This is a genomic window from Methylobacterium sp. P3_A11 (genome assembly GCF_056403155.1).
Map to the genome: position 1 here is coordinate 1 of NZ_JBFUGA010000024.1, position 24,757 is coordinate 24,757.

Genomic DNA, 24,757 nt, shown 5'->3' on the forward strand with positions numbered 1-24,757 from the left:
CTGGATCCCGAGCTCGGCCGCGACCTGCATCTGCGGCCGGCCGCTGCTCTCCAGCAAGGCGACCGCTTCGCGTTTGAACTCGGGTGTGAACTCTCGTCTCGTCTTCGCCATCCGACACCTTCCCCGCTCAGCATGAGCGTACCAGAGGTGTCCGTGAAACCGAGGGAGGATCACGTTGATGCCCTGAGCGATGCAGATGATCGCTTCAGAAACGGCGCGGTAGGACGCGGCGTGTTACCCCCTCTTGAGGCTGCTTCGGATCGGAAATCGGAGGTGGATGGTGCGGACGGCGGGACTCGAACCCGCACGGCCTTGCGGCCGCAAGATTTTAAGTCTCGTGCGTCTACCGGTTCCGCCACGTCCGCATGCGCCCTCGGTAGCGGGGGGCGCGGGCGCGATCAAGCGGGGGGCGTCCAGCCGTAGAGCCAGGCGTAGCGGTCGCGCATGCCGACCGGCCCGAGGCGGCCCATCACGGCGTTGCGCAGGAGCGCCACCACGCCGCCGGCATGATAGGTCCGACCGTTGCTCCGCGCCGCCTTCTGGACGCGCCGAACCCGGGCCGCCCGCGCGCCCGAGAACGCGGCGAGCGCCCCGGGAACGTCCGCATGGTCCGAGAGGGCGCGCGTCAGGACGGCGGCGTCCTCGATCGCCAAGGCCGCTCCCTGCGCCAGGTAAGGCAGGACCGGATGGGCCGCGTCTCCGATCAGCGCGACCCGACCACGGGCGAGCGGGCGCGCCACGGCCCGGTCGGCGAGCGACCAGACAAGCCAGGAATCCGGCAGGCTGAGAAGGTCGCGCAGCGGCGCGGCGCAGCCGCGCAAGTGCCCGCGCAGGACGGCCGGCTCTCCGAGGCGGCCCCAGTCCTCGTCACCCACCGCTTCCGGCACCACGGCCACGACGTTCAGGAACTGGCCGTCCCGCACCGGGTAATGCACCACGTGCCGGCCGCGACCGAGCCAAAGCCCGGTGGCGCCGCCGCGCAACGCCTCGGGCGCCGCCTCCATGGGGATCAGCGCCCGCCACGCCGCGGCCTGACCCGGGCGCAGCGGCGCCGTATCGAGGTGGGCGCGCAGGCGCGAGTGCAACCCGTCCGCCCCGATAGCGAGGTCGAAGGCGTGGTCCTGGGATCCGCTCGAACCCTCCACGGTGAGGACCGATTCGGCCGGTGTCTCGGCGAACGCCGAGACGGTGCGGCCCATCATCAGGCGTATCGCCGAGCGGCTGCGCAACGCGTCGAGCAGCAGGGTCTGCAGGTCGGCGCGGTGGATGACGTAGTAGGGGGCGCCGAATTGCGCCTGGGCCTGCGCGCCCAGCGCCACACCGCCGATGCGGCGTCCGCTGTCGAGGGCGCGCACCTCCACGGAGGGCGGCTCGCTCGCGGCCCGGCGCAGGGCGGCCGAGAGTCCGAGGGCGGCCAGCACCCGGCTGGCATTGGGCGAGATCTGGATCCCGGCCCCGACCTCGCTGAAGCCGGTCCGGCGTTCGATCACCGTAACGGAATGGCCGGCATCCGACAGCGCCAACGCCGCCGTCAGGCCGCCGATCCCGGCCCCGACGATCCCGATTCGCAAAGGCTGCCCGATTCGCAAAGGCTGCCCGATTTGCAAAGGCTGCCCGATCGGCGGAGGTCGAAGGTCCGAGGGCACTGCCGGTGCGGACCTACTCCGCCGCGAGCTTGGCGTTGTCGTGCCACACGCAGGCCTGCGGATCCGCCTCGTCGGCCTTCAGGCCGGCGCGGTAGCGGTAGAGCGTCGAGCAGTACTGGCAGATGATCTCGTTGTCGGCGCCCATGTCGAGGAACACGTGCGGGTGGTCGAACGGCGGCAGAGCGCCGATGCACATGAATTCCTTCACGCCCACGGTGATCACCGGCACACCCGGCTCGTTGTGGAAGTGCGGTACCGCCTTGCCTGCCATCCGGCCCTCACCTGCCCCGCGATCGATCGCGCGGCGAATCTGCCCGCGCGCTTCCCGGGCGCCTCGCGGCCGCTTATGCCGCCAGCCCCGCAGCCGGCGCAAGCCTTGCCCAGCCTGCGCCCGACGCGGCTTGGCCTCCCGCACCGCGCACCGTACATAGGAGGCACGCCCGATTGATGACGCCGCGAAAAAAGTCCCGACCATGCAGCAGGAACAGGCCAGTGCGCAGGGTGCGCGCCGCGCCCCGGAACCGCCGATCCACGGTCCCGAGGGTTTCGAAGGCATGCGCCGGGCGGGGCGGCTCACCGCCGAGGCCCTCGACCTGCTGATGGAGGCGACCCAGCCCGGCGTCACCACCGAGGAACTCGACAAGCTCGCCTACACCTTCGCCATGGACCACGGGGCCTACCCGGCCTCGCTGCTCTACCGCGGCTATCCGAAGTCGATCTGTACCTCGATCAACCACGTGGTCTGCCACGGCATTCCCAACGACAAACCCCTGCGCGAGGGCGACATCGTCAACCTCGACATCTGCCTGATCCTCGATGGCTGGCACGGTGATTCGAGCCGCATGGCCTATGTCGGCGAGGTGCCGCGCAAGGCGCAGCGCCTGTGCGAGATCACCTACGAGGCGCTGATGCGTGGCGTCGCGGCGGTGAAGCCCGGCGGCTCGACAAACGATATCGGCCGAGCGATCCAGTCCTATGCCGAGAGTGAGCGCTGCTCGGTGGTGCGCGACTTCTGCGGACACGGACTCGGCCGCACCTATCACGACGCGCCGACCATCCTGCATTACGTCGAGGCGAGCTACGACGTCCCGTTCAAGCCCGGTCAGTTCTTCACGATCGAGCCGATGATCAATCTCGGCCGCCCGTCCGTGAAGGTGCTGGGCGACGGCTGGACCGCCGTCACCCGCGATCGCTCCCTGTCCGCCCAGTTCGAACACACCGTCGGCGTCACCGAGACCGGCGTCGAGGTCTTCACGATCTCGCCGAAGGGGCTGCACCAGCCCGTCAACCCGGCGGCCTGACCGGCCGTGACGCCGGGGTCGGACGACGGCGAGGCCGGGCTGTTCGCCGACGGCGCCCTCCCGTCCGCCGTCGACAAGGAGCCGCCGCACTACCACGGCCACCGCGACCGCCTGCGGGAGAAGTTCTCTGCGGCGGGCGGCGACGCATTGCCCGATTACGAGTTGCTGGAACTGGTTCTCTTCCGAGCGATCCCCCGGCGCGACGTGAAGCCCCTCGCCAAGGCGCTGGTCGCGCGGTTCGGCAGCTTCGCCGAGGTCGTGAGCGCCGAGCCGGCGCGCCTCATGGAGGTGGACGGTGTGAGCGCAGGCGTCGCATCGGACCTCAAGGTGATCGAGGCGGCGTCCCGGCGCCTCGCCCGGGGCGCGATCCGCGAGCGGGCTCTGCTGGCGTCTTGGAGTGCGCTGCACGAGTATCTGCGCGCCACGATGGCGTTCGCTCCGCGCGAGGAATTCCGCGTCCTGTTCCTCGACAAGCGCAACCATCTCATCGCCGACGAGGTGCAGGGGCGCGGCACCGTCGACCACACCCCGGTCTATCCCCGGGAGGTCGCCCGCCGAGCCCTGGAACTCTCGGCGACCGCCATCATCCTGGCGCACAACCACCCCTCCGGCGACCCGTCGCCCTCGGCGGCCGACGTGGCGATGACCCGCGAGATCGTGGCCGTGCTGGCGCCGCTGAAGATCGTGGTCCACGACCACGTGATCCTCGGGCGCAACGGTCACGCCAGCCTGAAAGGCCTGAAACTGATCTGATCCTCTCGCCGCCTTGAGCGTTATCGAGCGCGGATATAGCCATGAACGGATGGCGCGCCTCTTGCCTCAAGAGCGGGAGCGTACGGGAGGAGCGAGATGGCGGTGACGGCCTTCGACGAGATGAACGGGTTCGGCCCCGGTGCCGCCGATCCGGCCGCCGTCCGCGACGCTTACGGGCAGCTCAAGGCGTGGCTCGAATCGACGCCGCCCGAGCACTTCAACACCCGCCGCAGCCAGGCCGAGCTGCTGTTCCGGCGGATCGGCATCACCTTCGCGGTCTACGGCGACAACGAGTCGACCGAGCGGCTGATCCCGTTCGACATCATCCCCCGGGTGATCACCAAGCCGGAATGGGCCTCCCTGGAACGCGGGCTGAAACAGCGGGTCACCGCCATCAACCTGTTCCTGAAGGACATCTACGGCGCGCAGGAATGCATCAAGGCCGGCATCATCCCGGCCGACCTCGTCTACCGCAACGCCCATTACCGCATGGAGATGCGGTCCTTCCGCGTGCCGCACGACCTCTACGTGCACATCGCCGGCATCGACATCGTCCGGACCGGCGAGAACGACTTCTTCGTGCTGGAGGACAACGCCCGCATCCCGTCCGGGGTCTCCTACATGCTGGAGAACCGGGAGGTGATGCTCCGGCTGTTCCCGGACCTGTTCTCCAAGCATCGGGTCGCGCCCGTGGAGAACTACCCCGACGCGCTGCTCGCGACCCTGCGGAGCCTGGCCCCGGTCTCGGCGACCCGGGATCCCACGGTGGTGCTGCTCACCCCCGGCCGCTACAATTCGGCCTTCTACGAGCACTCGTTCCTGGCCGACAAGCTCGGCGTCGAGCTTGTGGAGGCGGGCGACCTCTTCACCAAGGACGACGTGGTGTACATGCGCACCACCGAGGGGCCGCGCCGCGTCGACGTGATCTACCGCCGCCTCGACGACGACTTCCTCGACCCGCTGGTGTTCCGGCCGGACTCGGTCCTCGGCGTGCCGGGGCTGATGAACGCTTACGAGCGCGGGTCGGTGACACTGGCCAACGCGGTCGGAACCGGCATCTCGGACGACAAGGCGGTCTACAGCTACATGCCGGAGATCGTGAAGTTCTTCACCGGCGAGGAGCCGATCCTGCACAACGTGCCGACCTATCGCTGCCGCGAGAAGGATGCCTTCGCCTACGTGATGGATAATCTGTCGGACCTGGTGGTGAAGGAGGTCAACGGCTCGGGTGGCTACGGCATGCTGGTCGGGCCGCATGCCAGCAAGCGCGAACTCGACGACTTCGCCCGGAAGCTCAAGCACGCCCCGGACGGCTTCATCGCGCAGCCGACCCTGTCGCTCTCCACCTGCCCGACCTTCGTGGCCTCCGGCGTCGCCCCGCGCCATGTCGACCTGCGGCCGTTCGTGCTCTGCGGTGCCGATCAGATCCGCATCGTGCCGGGCGGGCTGACCCGGGTTGCGCTGAAGGAAGGCTCCCTGGTGGTCAATTCCAGCCAGGGCGGTGGTACGAAGGACACCTGGGTGCTCGACGCCTGAGATCCACGCGATTTCCGGGCGATCCGCGGCGCGGATTGTGAGATCCGCACGACTTGGCTGAAGACAGATGCTCTCCAGGACTGCCGACAATCTCTTCTGGCTCTCGCGCTACGTCGAGCGTGCCGACTTCGTCGCCCGCATCCTCGATGCGGCGCATCGCTTCGCGTCGCTGCCGTCGAGCTACGGCGGCGGCGAGAGCAACGAGTGGGACTCGGCCCTCGCCTCGGCCGGCGACCCGGACGCGTTCAAGAATCACTACAGCGCGGTGAACGCCGACACGGTCTGCGACTTCCTGGCCTTCAGCCCGCACAACCCGTCCTCGATCCGCTCCTGTATCGAAGCCGCCCGGGAGAACGCCCGCTCGGTGCGCACGGCGCTCACAACCGAGATGTGGGACGCGATCAACGGCGCGTGGCTGGAGCTGCGCAACTACGCCGGCAAGGATCTGAACCGCGACGAGTTCGGCCGCTTCCTCGATTGGGTGAAGACCGTCTCGCTGACCTTCGACGGCTCGGCCTTCCGGACGATGCTGCGCAACGACGCCTTCTGGTTCACGCGACTCGGCACCGCGATCGAGCGGGCCGACAACACCGCCCGCATCCTCGACGTGAAGTACCAGATCCTGCTGCCGCACGACGAGACGGTGGGCGGCAGCCTCGACTATTTCCAGTGGACCACGATCCTGCGCGAAGTCTCGGCGTTCAACGCCTATCACTGGGTGTACCGCGAGAGCGTCAAGCCGCTGCTGGTGGCGGATCTGCTGATGCTCAACAAACAGATGCCGCGCTCCTTCGCGAACTGCTATGGCGTGATCGTCGAGTATCTCGACCTCATCGCCGATGCCTACGGGCGCCGCGGTCCCAGCCAGCGGCTCGCCGGGAACATGCTGGCGAAGCTGGAGGGTGAGGATATCGACCGCGTCTTCGCTTCGGGGTTGCACGAGTTCGTCGAAGCGTTCATCGCCGAGAACAACAACGTCGGCGAGGCGATCGCCAAGCAGTATCTCGTCGGCTGACGAAAGACGGACAGGACGGCGCATGCGCATCCGCGTGGTCCACGAGACCATCTACACCTACGAGCAGCCGGCCCGCGGGCTCGTGCAGGTCCTGCGGCTGACGCCCCGGGACCATGACGGGCAATACGTCCGGACCTGGCGGATCGACACCACCGTGGACGGACGGCTCACCGCCCGCGAGGACGGGTTCGGCAACATCGTCCACTGGTTCACGCCGGACGAGCCGTCCGACGCCCTCACCATCCGGGTCACCGGCGAGGTGGACACCGACGACACGCAGGGCGTCGTGCGCGGCACGATCGAACGCCTGCCGGACGAATTCTACCTGCGCGAGACGGATCTGTGCGCCGCGAGTCCGGAGCTTCATGCCTTCGCCGAGCGCGTGGCGACGGCGGGCGACAGCGCGACGCTCCCCCTGCTCCACCGCCTGCTCGGCGCCGTGAACGGCGCGGTCGCCTACGAGGCCGGTCCGGCCTCCATCGCCGTTCCGGCCGCCAAGGCCTTCGCGACCGGGAGCGGTGTCTGTCAGGATCTCGCCCACGTCTTCATCGCCGCCGCCCGGCATATCGGCATCCCGGCCCGCTACGTCGCCGGTTACCGCGCCCGCGACGACGGACAGGCGGACGTCGAGGCGCCCCACGGCTGGGTCGAGGCGCTGGTGCCGGACCTCGGCTGGGTGGCGTTCGACCCGTGCTTCGACGCGAGCCCGACCGACAATGTCATCCGCGTCGCCACCGGCCTCGATTACCTCGGGGCGGCGCCGATCCGCGGCAGCCGCACCGGCGGTGGCACCGAAACACTGGACGTGAAGCTTCGCGTCGAGCAAGGCAGGGCCGCCACTCAATCCTGACTGTCCCGACTCCGGTCCGCCGGACCGCACGAGAGCGCGAAGACGATGACCTACTGCGTCGGTGTCCTTGTCGAGGAGGGACTCGTGATGGTCGCCGACACCCGCACCAATGCGGGGCTGGACGACATTTCGACCTACCGCAAGCTGCACCATTTCAACGTGCCGGGCGAGCGGGTGATGATGCTGGCCTCCGCCGGCAACCTGTCGATCACCCAGTCGGTCCTGAGCCTGCTTCAGGAGGGCGTGCCCGGCGAGGAGGACGAGCCGCCGCAGAAGCTCGTCGAGGCCCCGACCATGTTCCAGGCGGCGCAGCTCATCGGCCGCGCCATCCGGCACGTGCGCGCGATCGAGCAGAACGGGTTCGAGGCGGCCAATATCCGGTTCTCGATCTCCCTCCTGTTCGGCGGCCAGATCGGCAACGGCGAGATGCGGCTGTACCTGATCTACTCGGCGGGCAACTTCATCGAGTGCAGCACCGACGCGCCGTTCCTCCAGATCGGCGAGCACAAATACGGCAAGCCGATCCTCGACCGGGCGGTGAGGTACACCACCGACCTGTACGACGCCCTGAAGGTCAGCCTGGTCTCGATGGATTCGACCATGCGGTCGAACCTGGGCGTCGGCCTGCCGATCGACATCGCGGTCGCCCGCCGGAATGCCCTCAGCCTCGAAGTGAATCACCGGATCGAGGCCGGCGAGGGTTATTTCCACGACCTGCGCGAGCGCTGGTCGGCAGCCTTGCGGGCCGCGCACCGGGCGATCCCGCGGCCGCCTTACGGACCCGCCACCTCGTAGGTCGGGCGGGGACGGGCGCGATTCCCGGAGGACTTTGCGGTCGCCGACGCTGCGTTCCCGATGCTCCCGCGTTGGGTCGCTGGTTCGATGCGCAGGTCCTCAGGCGGGCAGCACCGCGACCCCGGGGGGGCGCGGGCCGGCGGTGATGATCCGCGCGCGGCCTTCCCGCCTCCGCTCCGCTCGCCGAGACGCCCGCCCGGCTGAGGGGCCGGCGAGGGGGTCGGAGAGGCGCTCAGAACCCCTTCGCCTTGATCGCCTCGGCCCAGGTCACCGCCCTGCGGTTCACGCCGAGATGCTGCCGCTCGTAGAGGCGGCCCTCCAGTTTGATCGCGCCGCGCTTCGCATATTCCGGCCGCTCGAACGCCTCGATCACCAGCTTGGCCCGGCGCACCTCCTCCTCGGTGGGGGCGAAGGAGGTGTTGGCCGGTTCCAGCTGCGTGGGGTGGATCAACGTCTTGCCGTCGAACCCGAGGTCGCGGGCCTGCCGGCACTCGTCGCGGCAGCCCTCGGTGTCGGCGATGTCGTTGTAGACGCCATCGAGGATCGCCAGACCCTCGGCACGGGCGGCGGCCAGCGCCATCATCATCCAGGGCAGCATCGGCACGCGCCCGGGCACGATCTTGGCCCAGGTGTCCTTTGCGAGGTCGTTGGTGCCGAGCACGAGGCAGGTCAGACGGTTGCGCGGGTCGCGCTTGGCCCGGGCGATCTCCTGGATGTTGAGGATCGAGGCCGGGGTCTCGATCATCGCCCAGATCGCGATGCCGTCCGGCGCATCGAGGGATTCGAGGCGGTCCGCGATGCTTTCGAGAACCGCCGGCGACGACACCTTCGGCATCAGGATCGCATCGGGCTTGGCCTCGATGGCGGCGTGGAGATCCGCCTCGCCCCAGGGCGTCTGAGGGGCATTAACGCGGATCACCAGCTCGCGGCTGCCATAGTCGCCGCTCTTCACGGCGGCGCAGACCTGCTGGCGGGCGATCTCCTTCTCCTCCGGGCCGACGGCGTCTTCCAGGTCGAGGATGATGCTGTCCACCGGCAGGGTCTTGGCCTTGTCGAGCGCCCGCTGGTTCGAGCCGGGCATGTAGAGCACGCTCCGGCGCAGGCGCAGATCGGTCGTCGTGGCCATCGGCTTCTCCCTCCTGGGCCGTCGCGCGGCCTCCCGTCGTTGCACTGCACCCTAAAGCACGAAGCCGGCCGCGCCACACCCCAAAGGGTGAGCGGCGTGAGTCCCTGCGCGGTTTGACACCGGCGCCGGTCTTCGCAGTTCCAGGCCGCGGTTTGGTCACGTTCCGCCGGTTAAAGGCTGCCTGAAACCAGTCCACGAAGGCCGGAAGCTCTACGATGCGCAAAGTCTTGGTCGTTCTCGCCTTGCTCGGGACGTTGTCGGCTCCCGAAGTGGCCCGGGCGCAGAGCCGGACGACCCTCGGCGTCGGCTCCGGCGCCGTCGCCGGGGCGCTGGTGGGCGGCCCGATCGGGGCCGTCGCCGGCGCCGTGGTCGGCGGCTTCGTCGGCAACTCGTCCGAGCGCGGCCGCCGTCATGTGCGCCGGGGCCGCCGCTACGGCTATGCGAGCCGCCGGGCGTATCCGCGCCGGGCCGAGGCGGTCCTGCCGCGCTCCACGGGTACCGTCGCCCGCCCCAGGCCGGCCGCCACCACTACGACCTGGAAGGACCCGCACTAGATCCGTGCTCACGCAGCCGGTCTGAGCGCGGGCGACGGCATCGTCAGGAAGGTCCGGCGGGCCAGCGCCGGGTAGGCGATCGCCTGGCCCAGGCCCCGGGCGCCGAGGAAGGCCACGAAGGCCAGCCACAACCCGGCATTGCCGAGGCCGAGGGTGTGCACGAGGACGAGGATCGCGCCGTATGCAGCGAGGGCGCACCCCATCAGGTTGCGCATCGCCCGGGTCCAGGTCGCGCCGATATAGATCCCGTCATACGCGAAGGGTGCGGCGGCTGCGAAGGGCGCGAGGGCCGCGAGGAGCAGGTACGACCGCGCGACCTCGCGCACCGCTCCGTTCGTCGTCACGGCATCGATGAAGGCGGGACCGCCCGCCAGCGCGAGCAGGCTGACCGCAAGCCCGAAGCCCAGGCACCAGCGCAGGCTCAAGGAAGCGGCCGCCTCGAACGCATCCGCGTCGCGGGCGCCCACCGCCTGCCCGCACAGGGTCTCGGCCGCGGTGGCGAAGCCGTCGAGGAAGAAGCCGCCGATCAGGAAGAGATTCCACAGGACCGCGTTGGCAGCCAGGACCACGTCGCCCTGCCGGGCGCCCAAAGCCGAGAACAGGACGAGGCCGGTGATCAGCGCGAGGGTGCGCAGGATCACGTCGAGGTTGACGCGGAGCGTCTTGCGGAGCGCCGCGGCGTCGCGGAGGTCGCGCAGCGGAACCCGGAACGGCCGCGAGCCGAGACGCGCCAGGGCGATCAGACCGAGGCAGAGGCCGAAGGCCTCCGCGCCGAGCGTCGCCAGCGCCGCGCCGGCAAGCCCGAAGCCGAAGCCCAGGACCAGGGTGAGCGTCAGCCCGACATTGGTCAGGTTGATCGCGACTTGGAGCAGCAGGCCGAGATCGGTGCGCCCCCGTCCCAGGACCGAGCCGAGGACGCCGTAGCTCGCCAGCACGAACGGGGCGGACAGGATGCGGATGTGGAAGTAGGTCGCCAGACCGGCCGTCACGGCCTCGCTCGCCCCGCTGATGGCGAAGGCCAGCCGGGCGAGCGGCACTTGGAGGACGACCAGGACGAGGCCGATCAGCACGCCCGCCGCAAGGGCGCGGGCGAGGATGCGGTCGATTTCGGCCCCGTCCCCTCCGCCGACCGCCTGCGCGGTGAGGCCGGCGGTGGCCATCCGCAGGGCACCGAACGACCAGAAGATCGCGTCGAAGATCACCGCGCCCAAGGCCACCGCGCCGAGCAGCGCCGCGTCCCCGAGCCGGCCGATCACGGCCGCGCCCACGAAGCCGAGCATCGGCGTGGTGACGTTGGCGAGCGTCATGGGCAGCGCCAGCGCTAGGACGCGGCGATGGGTCGGGCGCCCCGAGCTGGCGACGGCGTGCATCATCCCTCGACCTGGACGCGGTTGTGCGGCGCCGGGCAGACCCGTCAGCGCGAGACGGCGAAGAGGCGCGCGATCAGCCAGAGCGGCACGACCACGATCGCGCCGGCGACGATCCAGCCGCCGAAATCGTGCAGCGAGGCGAGGCCGACATCGATCAGCGCCCGGGCCGAATCGTACAGGTGCCAGAACAGGCGGCCCGGCGTCAGGCCGAGCATCGACAGGAAGGCGCCGACCAGGACAGACAGGAACAGGAGGCGCAGGAAGACGCCGGCCGGCGAGCCGCCGAGGAAGCGGCGCAGCGCGGAGGGGCGCGACCGGTAATCCTCCGCCCCATACGCGGCGTTCGGCGGTGGGGCGCCCTGTTGAAAGCCTTGCCGGCGCCGGTCGTGATCGACGAGCATTGCGTCCTCGTGAAGCTTCAGGGCCTTCGGATCGGCGACGAAGGGGGCGGAACCGTGGCCGGCGCACCACACCGCGTCGAAACCCGAGCGCGGATCGGGCGTTGGCGGGTTTCTCCCGTGCCGTGCAGATGGCAAGCGGCGTCGCGCACGCCAAGATGGGGACGGGGCGGAACGCAACGCGGGATGGTTGCGGCGTCGCCTCGGCCAAAGGGACGACTCCCGGGGATCGGGAGAGGTGTGAGAGGCTCTGAGTGCCGACGGGACCATACGCGCGATGATCGACCACGCCTTGTTCGACCCGGCGACCATCGATCCCGAGACGCTCCGGCTCAATGCCGAGATCGTCGCGGCGCATGCCGCCCTGCCCGACCCCTGGTCGCTGCCGATTGACGAGGTCCGCGAGCGCCGCCGCCTCGGCACGAAGGCGGCCCCCGCCATGCCGCACAGCGCCCGGGCGGAGTGGCTGACGATCGACGGCCCCGGCGGTCCGCTCAAGCTCCGCGTCGTGCGGCCCAAGCCCGGCACGAAGCTCCGCGGCGCTTATCTGCACATCCATCGCGGCGGGTGGGTCTGGGGCTCGGCCGACGAGCAGGATCCCTGGCTGGAGCGCATCGCCGATACCTGCGGCTTCGTCGCCCTGTCGGTGGAGTACCGCCTCGCCCCGGAGCATCCCTACCCGGCGGCACTGCTCGACTGTGAGGCCGCCGCCGTGTGGCTGGCCGGTCCCGGCAAGGCCGAATTCGGCGTCCACGCGCTGACCATCGGCGGGGAATCGGTCGGCGCCCACCTCGCCGTGATGGTGCTGCTGCGGCTGCGCGACAAGCACAACCTGCCGCGGGCGTTTCGGGGCGCCAACCTCAATGCGGGCTTCTTCGACCTGGGCCTGACTCCGTCCGTGCGGAACTGGGGCGAGGAGCGGCTCGTCGTGAACACCCGCGACCTCACCGCGTTCGCCGACGGCTATGTCCGCGAGGGCATCGACCGGCGCCGGCCGGACGTTTCGCCGATCTACGCGGAGCTCAAGGGCCTGCCCCCGGCCCTGTTCACCATCGGCACCGCCGATCCGCTCCTCGACGACACGCTGTACATGTCAGCGCGCTGGGCCGCGGCGGGCAATGGCGGCCATACGGCGATCTACCCGGGCGGCTGCCACGTCTTCGCCCGTTACCCCAGCCCGATGAGCGAGCGGGCGCTGGAGCTGATCGACCGCTTCCTGATGGCGCTCGCCTGAGCGATCCGTCCGAGATCCTGCCGGAGCGGTTCCGGGCCTGGTTCGCGGCACGCGGCTGGGCGCCCCGGTCCCACCAGCTCGATCTCCTGCGCATCGCCGGGGCCGGTCGCTCGGCCCTGCTGGTCGCGCCGACCGGCGCGGGCAAGACGCTCGCGGGATTTCTTCCGAGCCTCGTCGCCCTCGCGGAGCGCGGGCCGCAGCCGTTGAAGCCCACGGGTCTGCACACGCTCTACGTCTCGCCGCTCAAGGCGCTTGCCGTCGACATCGCCCGCAACCTCGACGCGCCCATCGCCGAGATGGATCTACCGGTGCGCGTCGAGACCCGCACCGGCGACACCCCCGCGCACAAGCGTACCCGCCAGATCAGCCGGCCGCCGGACATCCTGCTCACGACGCCGGAGCAGCTGGCCCTGCTGATCGCCCATCGCGAGGCGGCGGATTTCTTCGCGGGGCTGCGCTGCGTGGTGCTCGACGAGCTGCACGCACTGGTCACCTCGAAGCGCGGCGATCTTCTGTCATTGGCGCTGGCGCGGCTGCACCGGCTGAGCCCGGGGCTCGCGGTGATCGGGCTCTCCGCGACCGTGCGCGAGCCGGATGAGCTGCGGAAGTATCTGGTGCCGCAGAACCAGGACCTCGCTCCCCCCTCTGCAAGGGAAGGGAAAAACAACTCCCCCATGGCCGACCTCGTCACCGTGGCGGGCGGCGCGAAGGCGGACCTGCGCATGCTCGACCTCGGCCGGGCGCTGCCGATCTCCGGCCACACCGCCTGGCACTCGATGCCGGCCATCTACGACCTGATCAAGGACCACCGGACGACCTTGGTCTTCGTGAACACCCGCCTCCAGGCCGAGTACACCTTCCAGGAGCTGTGGCGCCTCAACGAGGACGCCCTGCCGATCGCCATCCATCACGGCTCCCTCGACGCGCAGCAGCGCCGCCGGGTCGAGGCGGCCATGGCGGCCGGCCAGTTGCGGGCGATCGTCTGCACCGCAACCCTCGACCTCGGCATCGACTGGGGTGACGTCGACCTCGTCGTGAATGTCGGCGCGCCGAAGGGCGCCAGCCGGATCATGCAGCGGATCGGCCGGGCCAACCACCGGATGGACGAGCCGTCGAAGGCCTACCTCGTCCCCGGAAACCGCTTCGAGATGCTCGAATGCCAAGCGGCCCTCGACGCCGTCGAGCAGGCCGCGCAGGACACGCCCGACGCCCGCCAGGGCGCCCTCGACGTGCTCGCCCAGCACGTGCTCGGCATGGCCTGCGCAGACGCCTTCGACCCGGTCGACTTCTACGACGAGATCGTCTCGGCGGCGCCCTATGCCGGGCTCACCTGGGAATCCTTCGAGCAGGTGGTCGACTACGTCGCCACCGGCGGCTACGCCCTGCGCGCCTACGAGCGCTTCGCCAAGATCCTGCGCGGGCCGGATGGCCTCTGGCGCGTGCGCGACGCCCGCACCGCCCAGGCCTACCGGATGAATGTCGGCACGATCGTGGAGGCGGCGCGGGTTCGGGTGCGCCTCAGCCGGACGCTGCGGGGTAAGCCCGGGACGGTCCTGCCGAAATCCGGCCGGGTGCTGGGTGAGATCGAGGACGATTTCGCCGAGACGCTGACGGTGGGCGACACGTTCCTGTTCGCCGGCGAGACCCTGCGCTTCGAGGGTCTTGCCGAGGACGAGTGCCTCGTAACCCGCGCACCGCCCGGTACCGACCCGGCGATCCCGTCCTACGCCGGGGCGAAATTCCCGCTCTCGACCTTCTTGGCGGCCCGTGTCCGGGCGCTCATCGCCGACCCGTTCGCCTGGGACCGGCTGCCGAAGCAGATCGGCGAGTACCTGCACCAGCAGCGCCGGCGCTCGGTCCTGCCGGGCGAACGCGACCTGCTGGTCGAGACGTTCCCCCGGGGCAAACGCTATTACCTGACCGCCTTCCCGTTCGAGGGGCGCCTCGCCCACCAGACCCTCGGGATGCTCCTCACCCGCCGGCTGGAGCGCGACGGGTTGCGGCCCCTGGGCTTCGCGGCCAACGATTACGGCATCGCCATCTGGACGACCCGCGACCTGTCCGAGCGCGCTGCGCGCGATACCGACTTCATCGGCGACCTCTTCGCCGTCGACATGCTGGGCGACGACCTGGAGGCCTGGCTCGACGAGTCGGCGATGATGAAGCGTACCTTCCGGCAATGCGCGGTGATCGCCGGGCTGATCGAGCGCCACCATCCGGGGCAGAAGAAGTCCGGCCGGCAGGTCACGATCTCGACCGACCTGATCTACGACGTGCTGCGCAAGCACCAGCCCGATCACCTGCTGCTGCGGGCCGCGCGGCAGGATGCGGCAACCGGACTCCTCGACGTGAGGCGCCTCGGCATGATGCTAGAGCGCATCCAGGGGCGAATCATCCACAGGTCTCTCGACCGGGTCTCGCCGCTCTCCGTGTCCGTGATGCTCGAGATCGGGCGCGAGCGGGTCTACGGCGAGGGCGCCGACGAGATCCTGGCGGAGGCCGAGGCGGAGCTTCTCCAAGAGGCTCTGTCCTGACCGTCGATCCGCCCTCCCCCGACGACACCGAGGATGCGATCTTGGCGGCCGGCCTGAGACTCGAGAAGACTCACAAGCACCCGACCCTGCAACTTGCGGGCGAGACCCTGGTGCTGGACCTGTGCGGCGGCCTCTGGCTGCCGGAGCACCGCACGCTGATCGTGTCCGACCTCCACTTGGAGAAGGGCTCCTCCTACGCGGCGCGCACCGGCCAGTTCCTTCCGCCCTACGACACCCGTGAGACCCTGGCCTGCCTGCACGAGGCGGTGGTGCGCCACGACCCCGCCCGCGTGGTCGCCCTGGGCGATTCCTTCCACGACGCCCGCGGACCCGAGCGCATGGAGCCGGGCGACCGCGCCATGGTGGCCGCGCTTCAGGAAGGACGCGACTGGATCTGGATCGCCGGGAATCATGACGCGGCCGTCAGCGAAGGTGTCGGCGGCCGCTACGCCGGGGCGCTGACGATCGGCGGCCTCGTCCTGCGACACGAACCGAGCCCCGAACCGACGCCGGGGGAGATCGCCGGCCATCTGCATCCCTGCGGCAAGGTCGCGATGCGCGGCCGAGCGGTGCGCCGCCGCTGCTTCGTAACCGACGGCACGCGCCTGGTGATGCCGGCTTTCGGCGCCTATGCGGGCGGTCTCAATGTCCGCGAGAAGGCTATCGAAAGCCTGTTCCCGAAGGGATTCACCGCCCATCTCCTCGGCGACGGGCGTGTCTTCGCCATCGGCCGGGCTCAGCTGGCCCGGGACTGAGCGCATCCCGGTCTCCCGGCGCGGCGCGACCTGATCGGGCGCCGTGCGACCGTTTGGATCGCGTCGGGCCGGGCTCGCGGACGGCCGTTCGAAGCCGTCGACCGAAGACGGTGCGAGGCGCTCACGCAGGCACGGGACCGGCTGCGTTCCAGGCCTTCAGCAAGGTCCGCGTGGCGCTTGCAGGATCGGCGGCCCCCATCATGCCCCCCATGACGGCGAAAGCCGCCGCACCGGCCCTGCGGCAATGCGGGGCCTCGTCGGGGCCGATGCCGCCCAGTGCCACCACCGGAAGCCCGCCGGCTTGGGCAGCGAGGCCTTTTAGGCCGAGCGCCGGCCCGTATCCCGGCTTGCTCGCCGTCGGAAAGATCGGGCTGAGCGTGACATAGTCGGCCCCGGCCTTTGCCGCAGCCGCGACCTCGTGTGGTGCGTGGGCCGACACGCCGATCAGCGCCTCCGCCCCCAGGGCCGCCCGCGCCGCCGCGATCGCGGCCGGAGCCGACCCGCCGCCGAGATGCACGCCGTCCGCGCCGAGGGTGCGCGCCAGTTCCACGTCCCCGCCCACCGTGAGCACGCCGCCCGCCGCCCGCACGCGTTCGGCGACGGCCTCCCCGAGGCGCCGGCGCGCCTCCGGCTCCAGATCGCGGTCCCGGAGCCAGATCCAGCGGCCGCCACCCGCCAGGATCGCCTGCACGGTCTCGGCGAGGGGGCGCGGATGCCCGTGGCGGTCCGTCACCGCCAGGAGCGGTGACGGCAGTCCCCTCACGAGCCGACGAGGCCGAGCTGCGGGCTCGACGGTTCAGCCCGGCCGCGGCGCGGGATCCGCCCCGCCAGATAGGCGTCGCGCCCGGCCTCCACCGCGCGCCGCATGGCGCTGGCCATCCGCACCGGATCGTCGGCCTTGGCGACGGCGGTGTTGATCAGGCAGGCGGAGGCGCCCAGCTCCATGGCGATCACCGCGTCCGAGGCCGTGCCGATCCCGGCATCGACCACCACCGGCACCGTGGCGCGGCGGCAGATCAGCTCGAGGTTGGCCGGGTTCGCGATCCCCATCCCGGAGCCGATCAGCGAACCCATCGGCATCACGGCGGCGCAGCCGAGATCTTCCAGGCGCTGGCAGACGATCGGGTCGTCGTTGCAGTAGGGCAGGACCACGAAGCCGTCGTCCACGAGGTGGCGGCAGGCCTCGATCAGCTCGGCGACATCCGGGTAGAGCGTCTCCCGGTCACCGATCACCTCGACCTTGATCCAGTTAGTGTCGAGGGCCTCCCGGGCCAGCTCCGCGGTCATGATCGCGTCGCGGGCGGTCTCGCAGCCGGCGGTGTTCGGCAGGAAGCGCTTGCCCTTGAGGATCGTCACCGTGTCGGAGCCGTGACCCTGGAGCGAGACGCGGCGGATCGAGGCGGTCACGACGTCGGCGCCGCTCGCCTGGACGGCGTCGCGCATGATCGCCTGCGTCGGATAGCCAGCGGTGCCGATGAACAACCGGGACGACAGGGTCACTCCGGCGATCGTCAGGCTGCCCTCCCCGCTCCCGGAGTGCAGCGGCGTGACGGTGGGGTTCATGCTCAACCTCCCTGCATGGCGCGGACGATCTCGACGCGGTCGCCGTCCGCGATCGGGGTCTGCTCCCAATCCCGGCGACGCAGCACACGGCCGTTCAGCGCGATGGCGACGCCCTGCGGGCTCTCGATGCCGCCCTCCTCCGCCTCCTGGCGGAACAGGGACTCCACGGTCTCGGCCGAGGAGTCGCGCGGCTCCCCGTTGACGAAGAGCTTCATGCCGAGGCCCTCAGGCGCTCGGGGCGTCCGAAGCGCGCCCGCGTGAAGGGCCGGGCCACCTCGGGCAGCGCGCCGCGCAGGACGAGGTCCGCGACGGCGTCGGCGGTGACGGGGGCGAGCAGGTAACCGTTGCGGTGGTGTCCGGTGGCGGCAACGAGGCCGGGGGCGAGTACATCGAGGATCGGCGCATCGTCGTCCGATGTGGGACGGTAGCCGCTCCAGACCGCCTCGACTTCCATCTCCTCGATTCCGGGCAGCACCCGGCGCGCGCCCTCCAGCAGGGCGTAGAGCCCGCCCGCGTTGACGCCGGGCCGGAAGCCGCAATCCTCCACGGTGGCGCCGACGATGAGCTGGCCGTCGCCCTTCGGTGCCATGTGGACCTGCTCGGTCCAGATCATCCGGCCGAGGGTGCCCGTACGGGCGGTGGTGCGCACGGCCAGGGACTGGCCCTTCAGCGGGCGGACCGGCAGGGCGAGATCCTCAGGCAGCAATCCGCCCTCCCCGCTCCAGGCACCGGAGGCGATGACCACGGTGTCCGCCGCGACGCCGTCCTCGCCGACCCGGACGCCGGTCACGCGATCCCCCGACCAGTCGAGGGCGCTGACGGGTGTCCGCTCCGCCAGGATGACGCCGGCCCGGCGGCAGGCCTCGGCGAGGGCGTCCATGACCAGTCGCGGGTCGACCTGGTGGTCCAGCGGGCAGTGGATCCCGGCGGTGACCGAGGGGCGCAGGCCCGGTTCCAGGCGCCGGACCTCGCTGCCCGGCAGCCAGGTGACGTCGAGGCCCGACCGGCGCTGCAGATCGAAGCGGAAACGCAGGCGCTCCACCTCGTCGCGGCCGACCGCAAGCACCAGGGTCCCGTCGGGCCGGTAATCGATCGCGCGGCCGGATTCGGCTTCGAGGGCGTCGCGGAACCCCGGCCAGAGCCGGAGCGATTCCAGGGCGAGGGGCAGAAGCGGGTCGGAGCCGGGCTCGTGCTCCGCCGCGGGGGCCAGCATGCCGGTGGCGGCGAGGCTCGCGCCGGACCCGATCGTCGCACGCTCCAGTACCGTCACGGCTCGGCCTGCCCGGGCGAGCCGCCACGCGATCGAGAGCCCGATCAGCCCGCCGCCGATGACGGCGACGTCGGTCCGGCCCGGCAGGCTCGCGGGTGCGGCGAAGCCGTCGGGGCTGCGGCGGCGACCGATCGGTGAGGCGGGGCGGTCGAGGGGCACAGGCATCTCCGCGAAGTGCCGTCGCGAGGATCGGGCCGGGTGCTTCGGTGAGAAGCTGTGACCTGCCCGTCCGGGCGGCCGCGGTCCAATCCCTACGCCGGTATGAGCCGGATCAGGTTCGAAGGATTTCCGCGCCGCAGGTCCTGACGGACGAGCCAGCGGTTTCTCAGCCCCTTGCCGGGGATCTCCCTGGAACGGGAAGAGACTTGGTCGTCCGCGCGGCCCTGGTCAACCCCGCCGCCGGTGAGGCATCCGCGCCGGATGGACATTCCCCGGTCTCAGTCACCGCTCGGATACCAAGCCGGACGAAATCCGGCCGCCGACGCCGGCAGGTTGCGCGTCGGGTACCAGCCCTTCACGGATCCTCGGCCAAACCGGCTCCGATGGCTCGGGCCGGGACGGGACGCGTGCGCACATTCGTTGTCGTCTGCACGATCGGCTTCCTGTCCGCCACGGCGTTCCAGAAGCTCCGCGAGCGCACCCGTGCGGATTCGGCTCCGGCGATTGCTGTTCCGCTCCCCTTGCCCGCCGGGGATAGCGGCGTGGTCGGCGTCGCGCTGCAGGCCGGCCGCAACGGCCATTTCTTCGTGAACGCCCTGATGGACGGCCGGGCTCTGCCGATGATGGTGGATACCGGTGCGAGTTCCTGCGCTTTCTCGGAAGAGGATGCCGACAGGATCGGGATCAGGGTCGCCCCGAAAGACTTCAACCGGGTCTGGAACACGGCGAACGGGACCGTCAACGTGGCGCCGATCCGGATCGCGGTGATGCAGGTCGGATCGATCACCGTGCGCGACGTCGACGCCGTGATCATCCCCCGCGGGCGCCTCACCACGAGCCTGCTCGGGATGTCGTTCCTGAAGCGCCTGCGCGATTTCAGTGTCAGCGGCGCGACGATGACGCTTCGGGGCTGAGCACCCATGGGGACTGTCGAGAGGCACGATCCGGATCTGGCCGGATTGGCGTGCTGAGACGGACTCGCCGGTCGCCACCTTTGCGTCCGCAGCATCCATCGCGCCAAGATGCTTTGGAGCGATGTCGATCGCTAAATAATTCTCCAGAATTTCAGCCAATACGTTTAATCAAATTCTGATGGCAGCAGAATTGTCTACCCATATTTGGAATTAAAGCTTTCGATTAACGATCAGACACGCCGCGAATCGATGTCGCTTCGAGACTCGAATTGATGCATTACATGCTGTAGCGTCATATTGCGTTCAAGTCTGCATCCGTAGATGTGTAAAAACGCGCGCTTGTCATTCGGTGCGCTTCGGGATTTGCGAGTATGAATAAGTTTGGTCAGACAATCTGTTTGTCGATGATTGTGAAGAATGAGGCGCACGTTATTCGGCGATGCTTGGATTCTGTTCGCCCTATGATCGATCATTGGGTGATCGTCGATACGGGCTCGACGGATGGCACTCAGGACGTCATCCGCGCGGCAATGGCGGATCTGCCGGGTACGCTGTTCGAGCGGCCCTGGGTCGATTTCGCATACAATCGATCGGAGTCGTTGAGATTGGCGCGCTCGCATGCGCCGTATTCCCTCATCATCGATGCCGACGACGAGCTGATCATAACCGATGATTTCGAGCTGCCGAAGCTATGCGACGCATCATATAGTTTTACAATTATCGATACGGAAAACGTGTATACCCGAAGGCATCTCATCAACAACTCGTGGGAATGGGAATATGTCGGTGTGATCCATGAGTTTCTGCACGCTCCAGGACAGCCGACTCGAACGCTTCTGCCTCTCTCGATTCGGCGCGGCCACGACGGTGCGCGTCGGCGGGATAAGGATACCGTTTCGCGCGACATCGCCGTCCTGGAAAAAGCCCTTTATTCCGAAGAAAATCCATTCCTTCGTGCAAGATACACATTCTACTTGGCAGATTACTATCATAAATCTGGCAAGAGCAAAGAGGCGCTGGAATTGTTTCTGAAGCGAACCGAGCTCGGCCACGGAGACGAAGAGATATACAAAAGCTTGATCGTCGCAGCCGTTATCATGGAGCAATTTGACAGGCCAAAAGACAGTGTCTTAAAAATCTACAATCGGGCGATTCAGTTGGCGCCGGAGCGGGCCGAGGCCCGATATGGGGCGAGCCGTTATTGCCGACACAAGAAAGATTTTGTCACTGGGTATTACTTCGCCGAGGCCGGAATTTTTCTGAAGATGCCCTCCGAAGGAATAGACTTGGAGCCTTGGATATACGCCTACGGATTGCGGCAGGAATTATCCATACACGCATACTATACAAATCAGTACCGGTGTTGCCTGTTTAATTGCTTGGAAATACTAGATCAAACAGGCGTGCCCGACGATGTTCGCGCTTTGATCGGCGATCTGGCCAAGAAAGCGCTCGCCAGGATGATCGACCCCGTTTGGGGCTGTCAGCAATCCGCCTACAGCACGGAGTTCGTCCCGGATTGGCCGTTTCTGGACCGTACGAAGGGTGCGGCGCGGATCCAGGCCATCGTGAGGCGATGACCACGGCACCTCTGCACGCAGCGGAAAGATACGATCCGCCTGCGGTCGGAAGCTGTGTCAGTTCGGCTTGCGCGGACGCAGGAATTTCGGGCGGAACACCGCCATGGGCTCGTCGAAGCCGTTGAGCCGGTGTTCGCCCAGCGAGACCGGATCCCCCCAGAGAAAATCCACGAACGGCTTCGACATCAGCAGCGGCTCGCCGAGGGTGCGGTTGAGCTGTGCGATGCGGCTCGCGAGGTTCACGTCCCGGCCGATCACCGTGAAGTCGAGACGGGAGCCCGAGYCGACATTGCCATAGGCGGCCTCGCCGTGATGGAGGGCGATGCCGGCGGCCACCGGCACGGGGAACTGGTGCAGGGCGTTGGCTTCGTCGAGAGCCGCCAGCGCATGCTGCGCCGCCGTGAGCGCGCCCTTGGCGGCGCCGCCGAGATCGTCTCCGGATTCGCGAAAAATCGCCAGCAGGCCGTCGCCGAGATACTTCAACACCTCGCCGCCTTCGCGCTCGATCGGCGGTACGAGGCAGTCGAAGAAGACGTTGAGCAGGCCTACCACCTCCTCGGGGGTCATGTCGGCGGAGGTGCGGGTATAGTCGCGCATGTCGGCGAACAGGATCGCCGAGCGGATCCGCGTGACCTTCCCTCGGCGGATGTCGCCCGCCAGGATTGCCCGGTGCGGCTCGTCGCCGACGTAGAGCCGCAGGACGTGGTCGAGTTGCTTGTTGAGGACACGCATCTCCATGACCGCCGCCAGCGCCGGCATGACGAATCGCAGGATCGCAATATCGTCGTCTCGGAAACCCTCCGGCGCCCGGGTGGCGAAGGTGATGCCGTTCTTCGTGCCGTTGGTGAAGAACAGTGGCGCCACCACGTAGTGGGTGTAGCCGCTGGTCTTCAGGTCCGGCACGATCGCGAAGGCGTCGTCCGGCGTCTCCGCGAGGTCGAGGATCAGCCACTCCCCGGTCTCGTGGACGGTATGGAACGGGCTGTTGAGGTAGGCGTCCGTCGAGCGGGCACCGTGCGGGAACAGCCGCACGGTGGTGCCGCCGTCCCGGGTCCAGATCCGGCCGACGCCGGCATATTCCGAGTGCAGGGTGTCGATCGCCGTCGAGGCGCGGTCGACGGGGACGCCGATGGCGATCAGGCGCTCGGCGAGCCCGGCGAGCAGCTCCTCGGCGTTGGGCATCCGGGCGCCCTCGCCGAGCAGCCAGTCGCGGATGCCGACGGAGGGCTGCAACGCGCCGAAAGGCACGTCGTCGGCTTCCGAACCGTCCGCGAAGGCCGTCGGCAAACCGGGCGTTGGCGGGCGGCGTTCGAGCATGGCGCCAGAGTGGATGCCGCGCAGCGCCGTGGCAACGCGGTCGACGGGGAGGCGCCGCGGCCTTGGCCGCGGCGGGGGCTCAGTTGTCCAGGAAGCTCCTGAGCTTCCGGCTGCGCGAGGGGTGCTTCAGCTTCCGCAGCGCCTTCGCCTCGATCTGCCGGATGCGCTCGCGGGTCACGGAGAACTGCTGGCCGACCTCCTCGAGGGTGTGGTCGGTATTCATGCCGATGCCGAAACGCATGCGCAGCACGCGTTCCTCGCGCGGCGTGAGCGAGGCGAGCACCCGAGTCGTGGTCTCGCGCAGGTTCGACTGGATCGCCGCGTCGATCGGCAGGACGACGTTCTTGTCTTCGATGAAGTCGCCGAGGTGGCTGTCCTCCTCGTCGCCGATGGGCGTCTCGAGGGAGATCGGCTCCTTGGCGATCTTGAGGACCTTCCGGACCTTCTCCAGCGGCATGGCCAGCTTTTCGGCCAGCTCCTCCGGGGTCGGCTCGCGACCAATCTCGTGCAGCATCTGGCGCGATGTCCGAACGATCTTGTTGATCGTCTCGATCATGTGCACCGGGATGCGGATCGTGCGCGCCTGGTCGGCGATCGAGCGGGTGATCGCCTGCCGGATCCACCACGTCGCATAGGTCGAGAACTTGTAGCCGCGGCGGTACTCGAACTTGTCCACCGCCTTCATCAGGCCGATGTTGCCCTCCTGGATCAGGTCCAGGAACTGCAGGCCGCGGTTCGTGTACTTCTTGGCGATCGAGATCACGAGGCGCAGGTTGGCCTCGATCATCTCCTTCTTGGCCTGCCGGGCTTCCCGCTCGCCCTTCTGGACCATGTTGACGATGCGGCGGTACTCGCCGATCTCCAGGCCCGTCTCGGAGGCGAGGTCGAGGATCTGCGCGCGCAGCTCGGAGACCTGCTTGGAGCCGCGCTCGACCAGGTTCTTCCAGCCCTTGCCGCCGAGCGTTCCGACCCGCTGCATCCAGTTCGGATCGAGTTCGTAGCCCTGGTAGTGGCGCAGGAACTCGTCGCGGGCCACGCCGTGGCTCTCGGCGTAGCGCATCAGCCGGCCCTCGTGGCCGATGAGCTGCTTGTTGATCGAGTAGAGCTGGCCGACCAGAGCCTCGATGCGGTTGTTGTTGAGCGACAGGGACTTCACGTCGGCGACGACGATGTCCTTCAGCTCGACCTGCTTCTGGTCCTGGGCGGGCGTGTTCTTCTCGCCCGCCGCCTTGCGCTCGGTGCCCTCGCTCTGGGACTTGCGCAGCTTGCGGTAGTTGGCGGCGATCGCGTCGAAGGTCTCCAGGACTCGCGGCTTGATCTCCGCTTCCATCGCGGCGAGCGAGACGTTGTTCTCGAGGTCGTCCTCGTCGTCGCCACCCTCCGGAGGCGCCGGCGGCTCGCCGTCCTCGGATTCCTCGCCCTCGGCGATCTGCGGCGCGTTCTTGCCGTCCGGCCCCGCGTAGGTCGCCTCGAGATCGATGATGTCGCGCAGGAGGACCTTGCCCTCCACCAGCTCGTCGCGCCAGATGATGATCGCCTGGAAGGTCAGCGGGCTCTCGCAGAGACCTGCGATCATCGCCTCGCGGCCGGCCTCGATGCGCTTGGCGATGGCAATCTCGCCCTCGCGGGAGAGCAGCTCGACCGAGCCCATCTCGCGCAGGTACATCCGCACCGGATCGTCGGTCCGGTCGGTCGGCTCCTTGGTGGTGGTCGTGGCGACCGCGACGGCACGGGCGGGGGCGACCTCAGCCACCTCGCCGCCCTCGGCCTCCTCCTCCTCGCCCTCGGCGGCTTTCTCGCCCGCCGCCTCGTCGGTCTCCTCGGCCTCGACGACGTTGATGCCCATCTCGGAGAGCTGCGAGAGCACGTCCTCAAGCTGGTCCGGATCGGACTGACCCTCGGGCAGAACCTCGTTGACCTCCTCATAGGTCACGTAGCCGCGCTTCTTGGCGAGCTTGACCATACGCTTGACCGAAGCATCCGTCAGGTCGAGGAGCGGCCCGTCGGTCTGCTGCTCGGTGGCAGCGTCCGTCTCGTCCCGTTCCGTTGCCTTCGTCGCCATGATCAGCCTATTGTTTCGCACGCGG

Annotated in this window: 24 protein-coding genes, 1 tRNA gene and 1 riboswitch; of the genes, 12 read left to right on the plus strand and 13 right to left on the minus strand. The window is 68.9% G+C overall.

All coding sequences use genetic code 11. The features are described 5' to 3' along the window. The 4 genes from AC1DXK_RS10280 to AC1DXK_RS10295 all read right to left on the minus strand — a co-directional run. Window positions 1-111, minus strand: a 111-nt coding sequence (locus AC1DXK_RS10280; protein WP_477297697.1) for a transposase, incomplete at its 3' end; no start/stop codon positions are given. 167 nt (window positions 112-278) lie between these two features. Further along, window positions 279-365 (minus strand) — tRNA-Leu (locus tag AC1DXK_RS10285). Window positions 366-398: 33 nt separating this feature from the next. Then, window positions 399-1,571, minus strand: coding sequence for an FAD-dependent monooxygenase (locus AC1DXK_RS10290; RefSeq protein ID WP_457106742.1), 1,173 nt, complete (start codon window positions 1,569-1,571; stop codon window positions 399-401). Between the two features lie 88 nt (window positions 1,572-1,659). Next, a complete protein-coding gene (locus AC1DXK_RS10295) occupies window positions 1,660-1,917 on the minus strand; it encodes a zinc-finger domain-containing protein (RefSeq protein WP_457106741.1) in 258 nt (85 codons plus the stop codon). Window positions 1,918-2,119: 202 nt separating this feature from the next. Here AC1DXK_RS10295 and map point away from each other — a divergent pair, with 202 nt between their 5' ends. The 6 genes from map to AC1DXK_RS10325 all read left to right on the plus strand — a co-directional run bounded on the left by map (window position 2,120) and on the right by AC1DXK_RS10325 (window position 7,896). Further along, window positions 2,120-2,947: a type I methionyl aminopeptidase gene (gene map / locus AC1DXK_RS10300; protein ID WP_457106740.1), complete on the plus strand. Its 828-nt coding sequence runs from the start codon at window positions 2,120-2,122 to the stop codon at window positions 2,945-2,947. A gap of 39 nt (window positions 2,948-2,986) precedes the next feature. After that, window positions 2,987-3,700, plus strand: coding sequence for a RadC family protein (radC, locus tag AC1DXK_RS10305; protein ID WP_457106747.1), 714 nt, complete (start codon window positions 2,987-2,989; stop codon window positions 3,698-3,700). Window positions 3,701-3,796: 96 nt separating this feature from the next. Beyond that, entirely contained in the window at window positions 3,797-5,236 is a 1,440-nt protein-coding gene (locus tag AC1DXK_RS10310; RefSeq protein WP_457106739.1) for a circularly permuted type 2 ATP-grasp protein, read from the plus strand. Between the two features lie 67 nt (window positions 5,237-5,303). Continuing rightward, window positions 5,304-6,251, plus strand: a complete 948-nt coding sequence (locus AC1DXK_RS10315; protein ID WP_457106738.1) for an alpha-E domain-containing protein — start codon at window positions 5,304-5,306, stop codon at window positions 6,249-6,251. A gap of 22 nt (window positions 6,252-6,273) precedes the next feature. Next, window positions 6,274-7,101: a transglutaminase family protein gene (locus AC1DXK_RS10320; protein ID WP_457106737.1), complete on the plus strand. Its 828-nt coding sequence runs from the start codon at window positions 6,274-6,276 to the stop codon at window positions 7,099-7,101. A 45-nt stretch (window positions 7,102-7,146) separates the two neighbouring features. After that, window positions 7,147-7,896 (plus strand): proteasome-type protease, encoded by a 750-nt coding sequence (locus tag AC1DXK_RS10325; RefSeq protein WP_457106736.1) that lies wholly within the window; start codon window positions 7,147-7,149, stop codon window positions 7,894-7,896. A gap of 232 nt (window positions 7,897-8,128) precedes the next feature. Here the strand turns inward: AC1DXK_RS10325 and AC1DXK_RS10330 are convergent, their stop codons facing one another. Next, window positions 8,129-9,022 carry an HpcH/HpaI aldolase/citrate lyase family protein gene (locus AC1DXK_RS10330; protein WP_457106735.1) on the minus strand — a complete coding sequence of 298 codons (894 nt, stop codon included), beginning with the start codon at window positions 9,020-9,022 and terminating at the stop codon, window positions 8,129-8,131. 215 nt (window positions 9,023-9,237) lie between these two features. On the opposite strand from AC1DXK_RS10330, the gene AC1DXK_RS10335 reads away from it, so the two are divergent. After that, window positions 9,238-9,576 (plus strand): hypothetical protein, encoded by a 339-nt coding sequence (locus AC1DXK_RS10335; RefSeq protein ID WP_457106734.1) that lies wholly within the window; start codon window positions 9,238-9,240, stop codon window positions 9,574-9,576. An 8-nt stretch (window positions 9,577-9,584) separates the two neighbouring features. Here the strand turns inward: AC1DXK_RS10335 and AC1DXK_RS10340 are convergent, their stop codons facing one another. Further along, window positions 9,585-10,949, minus strand: a complete 1,365-nt coding sequence (locus AC1DXK_RS10340; RefSeq protein ID WP_457106733.1) for an MATE family efflux transporter — start codon at window positions 10,947-10,949, stop codon at window positions 9,585-9,587. Between the two features lie 41 nt (window positions 10,950-10,990). Beyond that, window positions 10,991-11,347, minus strand: coding sequence for a DUF6460 domain-containing protein (locus AC1DXK_RS10345; RefSeq protein ID WP_457106732.1), 357 nt, complete (start codon window positions 11,345-11,347; stop codon window positions 10,991-10,993). Between the two features lie 274 nt (window positions 11,348-11,621). On the opposite strand from AC1DXK_RS10345, the gene AC1DXK_RS10350 reads away from it, so the two are divergent. Genes AC1DXK_RS10350 through pdeM form a run of 3 tightly spaced genes read left to right on the plus strand, consistent with a single transcriptional unit; the run spans window position 11,622 to window position 15,867 of the window. Beyond that, complete coding sequence (locus AC1DXK_RS10350; RefSeq protein WP_457106731.1) at window positions 11,622-12,578, plus strand: alpha/beta hydrolase; 957 nt, start codon at window positions 11,622-11,624, stop codon at window positions 12,576-12,578. Then, window positions 12,575-15,112 (plus strand): ligase-associated DNA damage response DEXH box helicase, encoded by a 2,538-nt coding sequence (locus tag AC1DXK_RS10355; RefSeq protein WP_457106746.1) that lies wholly within the window; start codon window positions 12,575-12,577, stop codon window positions 15,110-15,112. Before AC1DXK_RS10350 ends, AC1DXK_RS10355 begins: the two co-directional genes overlap by 4 nt. Before the next feature lie 41 nt (window positions 15,113-15,153). Further along, on the plus strand, window positions 15,154-15,867 hold the full coding sequence (pdeM, locus tag AC1DXK_RS10360) for a ligase-associated DNA damage response endonuclease PdeM (RefSeq protein ID WP_457106730.1): 714 nt from the start codon (window positions 15,154-15,156) through the stop codon (window positions 15,865-15,867). A gap of 121 nt (window positions 15,868-15,988) precedes the next feature. Here the strand turns inward: pdeM and AC1DXK_RS10365 are convergent, their stop codons facing one another. Genes AC1DXK_RS10365 through thiO form a run of 4 tightly spaced genes read right to left on the minus strand, consistent with a single transcriptional unit; the run spans window position 15,989 to window position 18,865 of the window. Next, window positions 15,989-16,630 (minus strand): thiamine phosphate synthase, encoded by a 642-nt coding sequence (locus tag AC1DXK_RS10365; protein WP_457106729.1) that lies wholly within the window; start codon window positions 16,628-16,630, stop codon window positions 15,989-15,991. Continuing rightward, window positions 16,627-17,430, minus strand: coding sequence for a thiazole synthase (gene thiG / locus AC1DXK_RS10370; protein WP_457106728.1), 804 nt, complete (start codon window positions 17,428-17,430; stop codon window positions 16,627-16,629). Before thiG ends, AC1DXK_RS10365 begins: the two co-directional genes overlap by 4 nt. 2 nt (window positions 17,431-17,432) lie before the next feature. After that, window positions 17,433-17,645: a sulfur carrier protein ThiS gene (gene thiS / locus AC1DXK_RS10375; RefSeq protein WP_457106727.1), complete on the minus strand. Its 213-nt coding sequence runs from the start codon at window positions 17,643-17,645 to the stop codon at window positions 17,433-17,435. Beyond that, a complete protein-coding gene (gene thiO, locus AC1DXK_RS10380) occupies window positions 17,642-18,865 on the minus strand; it encodes a glycine oxidase ThiO (protein ID WP_457106726.1) in 1,224 nt (407 codons plus the stop codon). The genes thiS and thiO overlap by 4 nt, the downstream gene beginning before the upstream one ends. Before the next feature lie 65 nt (window positions 18,866-18,930). Next, window positions 18,931-19,059, minus strand: a riboswitch (TPP riboswitch). A 207-nt stretch (window positions 19,060-19,266) separates the two neighbouring features. Here thiO and AC1DXK_RS10385 point away from each other — a divergent pair. Then, on the plus strand, window positions 19,267-19,773 hold the full coding sequence (locus AC1DXK_RS10385) for a retropepsin-like aspartic protease family protein (RefSeq protein WP_457106725.1): 507 nt from the start codon (window positions 19,267-19,269) through the stop codon (window positions 19,771-19,773). Between the two features lie 404 nt (window positions 19,774-20,177). Then, entirely contained in the window at window positions 20,178-21,353 is a 1,176-nt protein-coding gene (locus AC1DXK_RS10390; RefSeq protein ID WP_477297700.1) for a tetratricopeptide repeat-containing glycosyltransferase, read from the plus strand. A gap of 57 nt (window positions 21,354-21,410) precedes the next feature. Here AC1DXK_RS10390 and AC1DXK_RS10395 read toward each other — a convergent pair whose 3' ends face one another. Together AC1DXK_RS10395 and rpoD are read right to left on the minus strand one after the other, a co-directional pair. Further along, on the minus strand, window positions 21,411-22,670 hold the full coding sequence (locus AC1DXK_RS10395) for an adenylate/guanylate cyclase domain-containing protein (RefSeq protein WP_477297681.1): 1,260 nt from the start codon (window positions 22,668-22,670) through the stop codon (window positions 21,411-21,413). A gap of 79 nt (window positions 22,671-22,749) precedes the next feature. Then, on the minus strand, window positions 22,750-24,732 hold the full coding sequence (rpoD, locus tag AC1DXK_RS10400; protein ID WP_457106722.1) for an RNA polymerase sigma factor RpoD: 1,983 nt from the start codon (window positions 24,730-24,732) through the stop codon (window positions 22,750-22,752). Between the last annotated feature and the right edge of the window lie 25 nt (window positions 24,733-24,757).

What these genes read in the sequence shown, in the direction of transcription:
- thiG (WP_457106728.1), bottom strand. Translation starts at nt 17,430, where the DNA reads ATGAACCCCACCGTCACGCCGCTGCACTCCGGGAGCGGGGAGGGCAGC.
- AC1DXK_RS10335 (WP_457106734.1), top strand. Translation starts at nt 9,238, where the DNA reads ATGCGCAAAGTCTTGGTCGTTCTCGCCTTGCTCGGGACGTTGTCGGCT.
- AC1DXK_RS10340 (WP_457106733.1), bottom strand. Translation starts at nt 10,949, where the DNA reads ATGATGCACGCCGTCGCCAGCTCGGGGCGCCCGACCCATCGCCGCGTC.
- AC1DXK_RS10330 (WP_457106735.1), bottom strand. Translation starts at nt 9,022, where the DNA reads ATGGCCACGACGACCGATCTGCGCCTGCGCCGGAGCGTGCTCTACATG.
- rpoD (WP_457106722.1), bottom strand. Translation starts at nt 24,732, where the DNA reads ATGGCGACGAAGGCAACGGAACGGGACGAGACGGACGCTGCCACCGAG.
- AC1DXK_RS10325 (WP_457106736.1), top strand. Translation starts at nt 7,147, where the DNA reads ATGACCTACTGCGTCGGTGTCCTTGTCGAGGAGGGACTCGTGATGGTC.
- AC1DXK_RS10390 (WP_477297700.1), top strand. Translation starts at nt 20,178, where the DNA reads ATGATTGTGAAGAATGAGGCGCACGTTATTCGGCGATGCTTGGATTCT.
- map (WP_457106740.1), top strand. Translation starts at nt 2,120, where the DNA reads ATGCAGCAGGAACAGGCCAGTGCGCAGGGTGCGCGCCGCGCCCCGGAA.
- AC1DXK_RS10345 (WP_457106732.1), bottom strand. Translation starts at nt 11,347, where the DNA reads ATGCTCGTCGATCACGACCGGCGCCGGCAAGGCTTTCAACAGGGCGCC.
- AC1DXK_RS10295 (WP_457106741.1), bottom strand. Translation starts at nt 1,917, where the DNA reads ATGGCAGGCAAGGCGGTACCGCACTTCCACAACGAGCCGGGTGTGCCG.
- thiS (WP_457106727.1), bottom strand. Translation starts at nt 17,645, where the DNA reads ATGAAGCTCTTCGTCAACGGGGAGCCGCGCGACTCCTCGGCCGAGACC.
- AC1DXK_RS10310 (WP_457106739.1), top strand. Translation starts at nt 3,797, where the DNA reads ATGGCGGTGACGGCCTTCGACGAGATGAACGGGTTCGGCCCCGGTGCC.
- AC1DXK_RS10350 (WP_457106731.1), top strand. Translation starts at nt 11,622, where the DNA reads ATGATCGACCACGCCTTGTTCGACCCGGCGACCATCGATCCCGAGACG.
- AC1DXK_RS10320 (WP_457106737.1), top strand. Translation starts at nt 6,274, where the DNA reads ATGCGCATCCGCGTGGTCCACGAGACCATCTACACCTACGAGCAGCCG.
- thiO (WP_457106726.1), bottom strand. Translation starts at nt 18,865, where the DNA reads ATGCCTGTGCCCCTCGACCGCCCCGCCTCACCGATCGGTCGCCGCCGC.
- AC1DXK_RS10315 (WP_457106738.1), top strand. Translation starts at nt 5,304, where the DNA reads ATGCTCTCCAGGACTGCCGACAATCTCTTCTGGCTCTCGCGCTACGTC.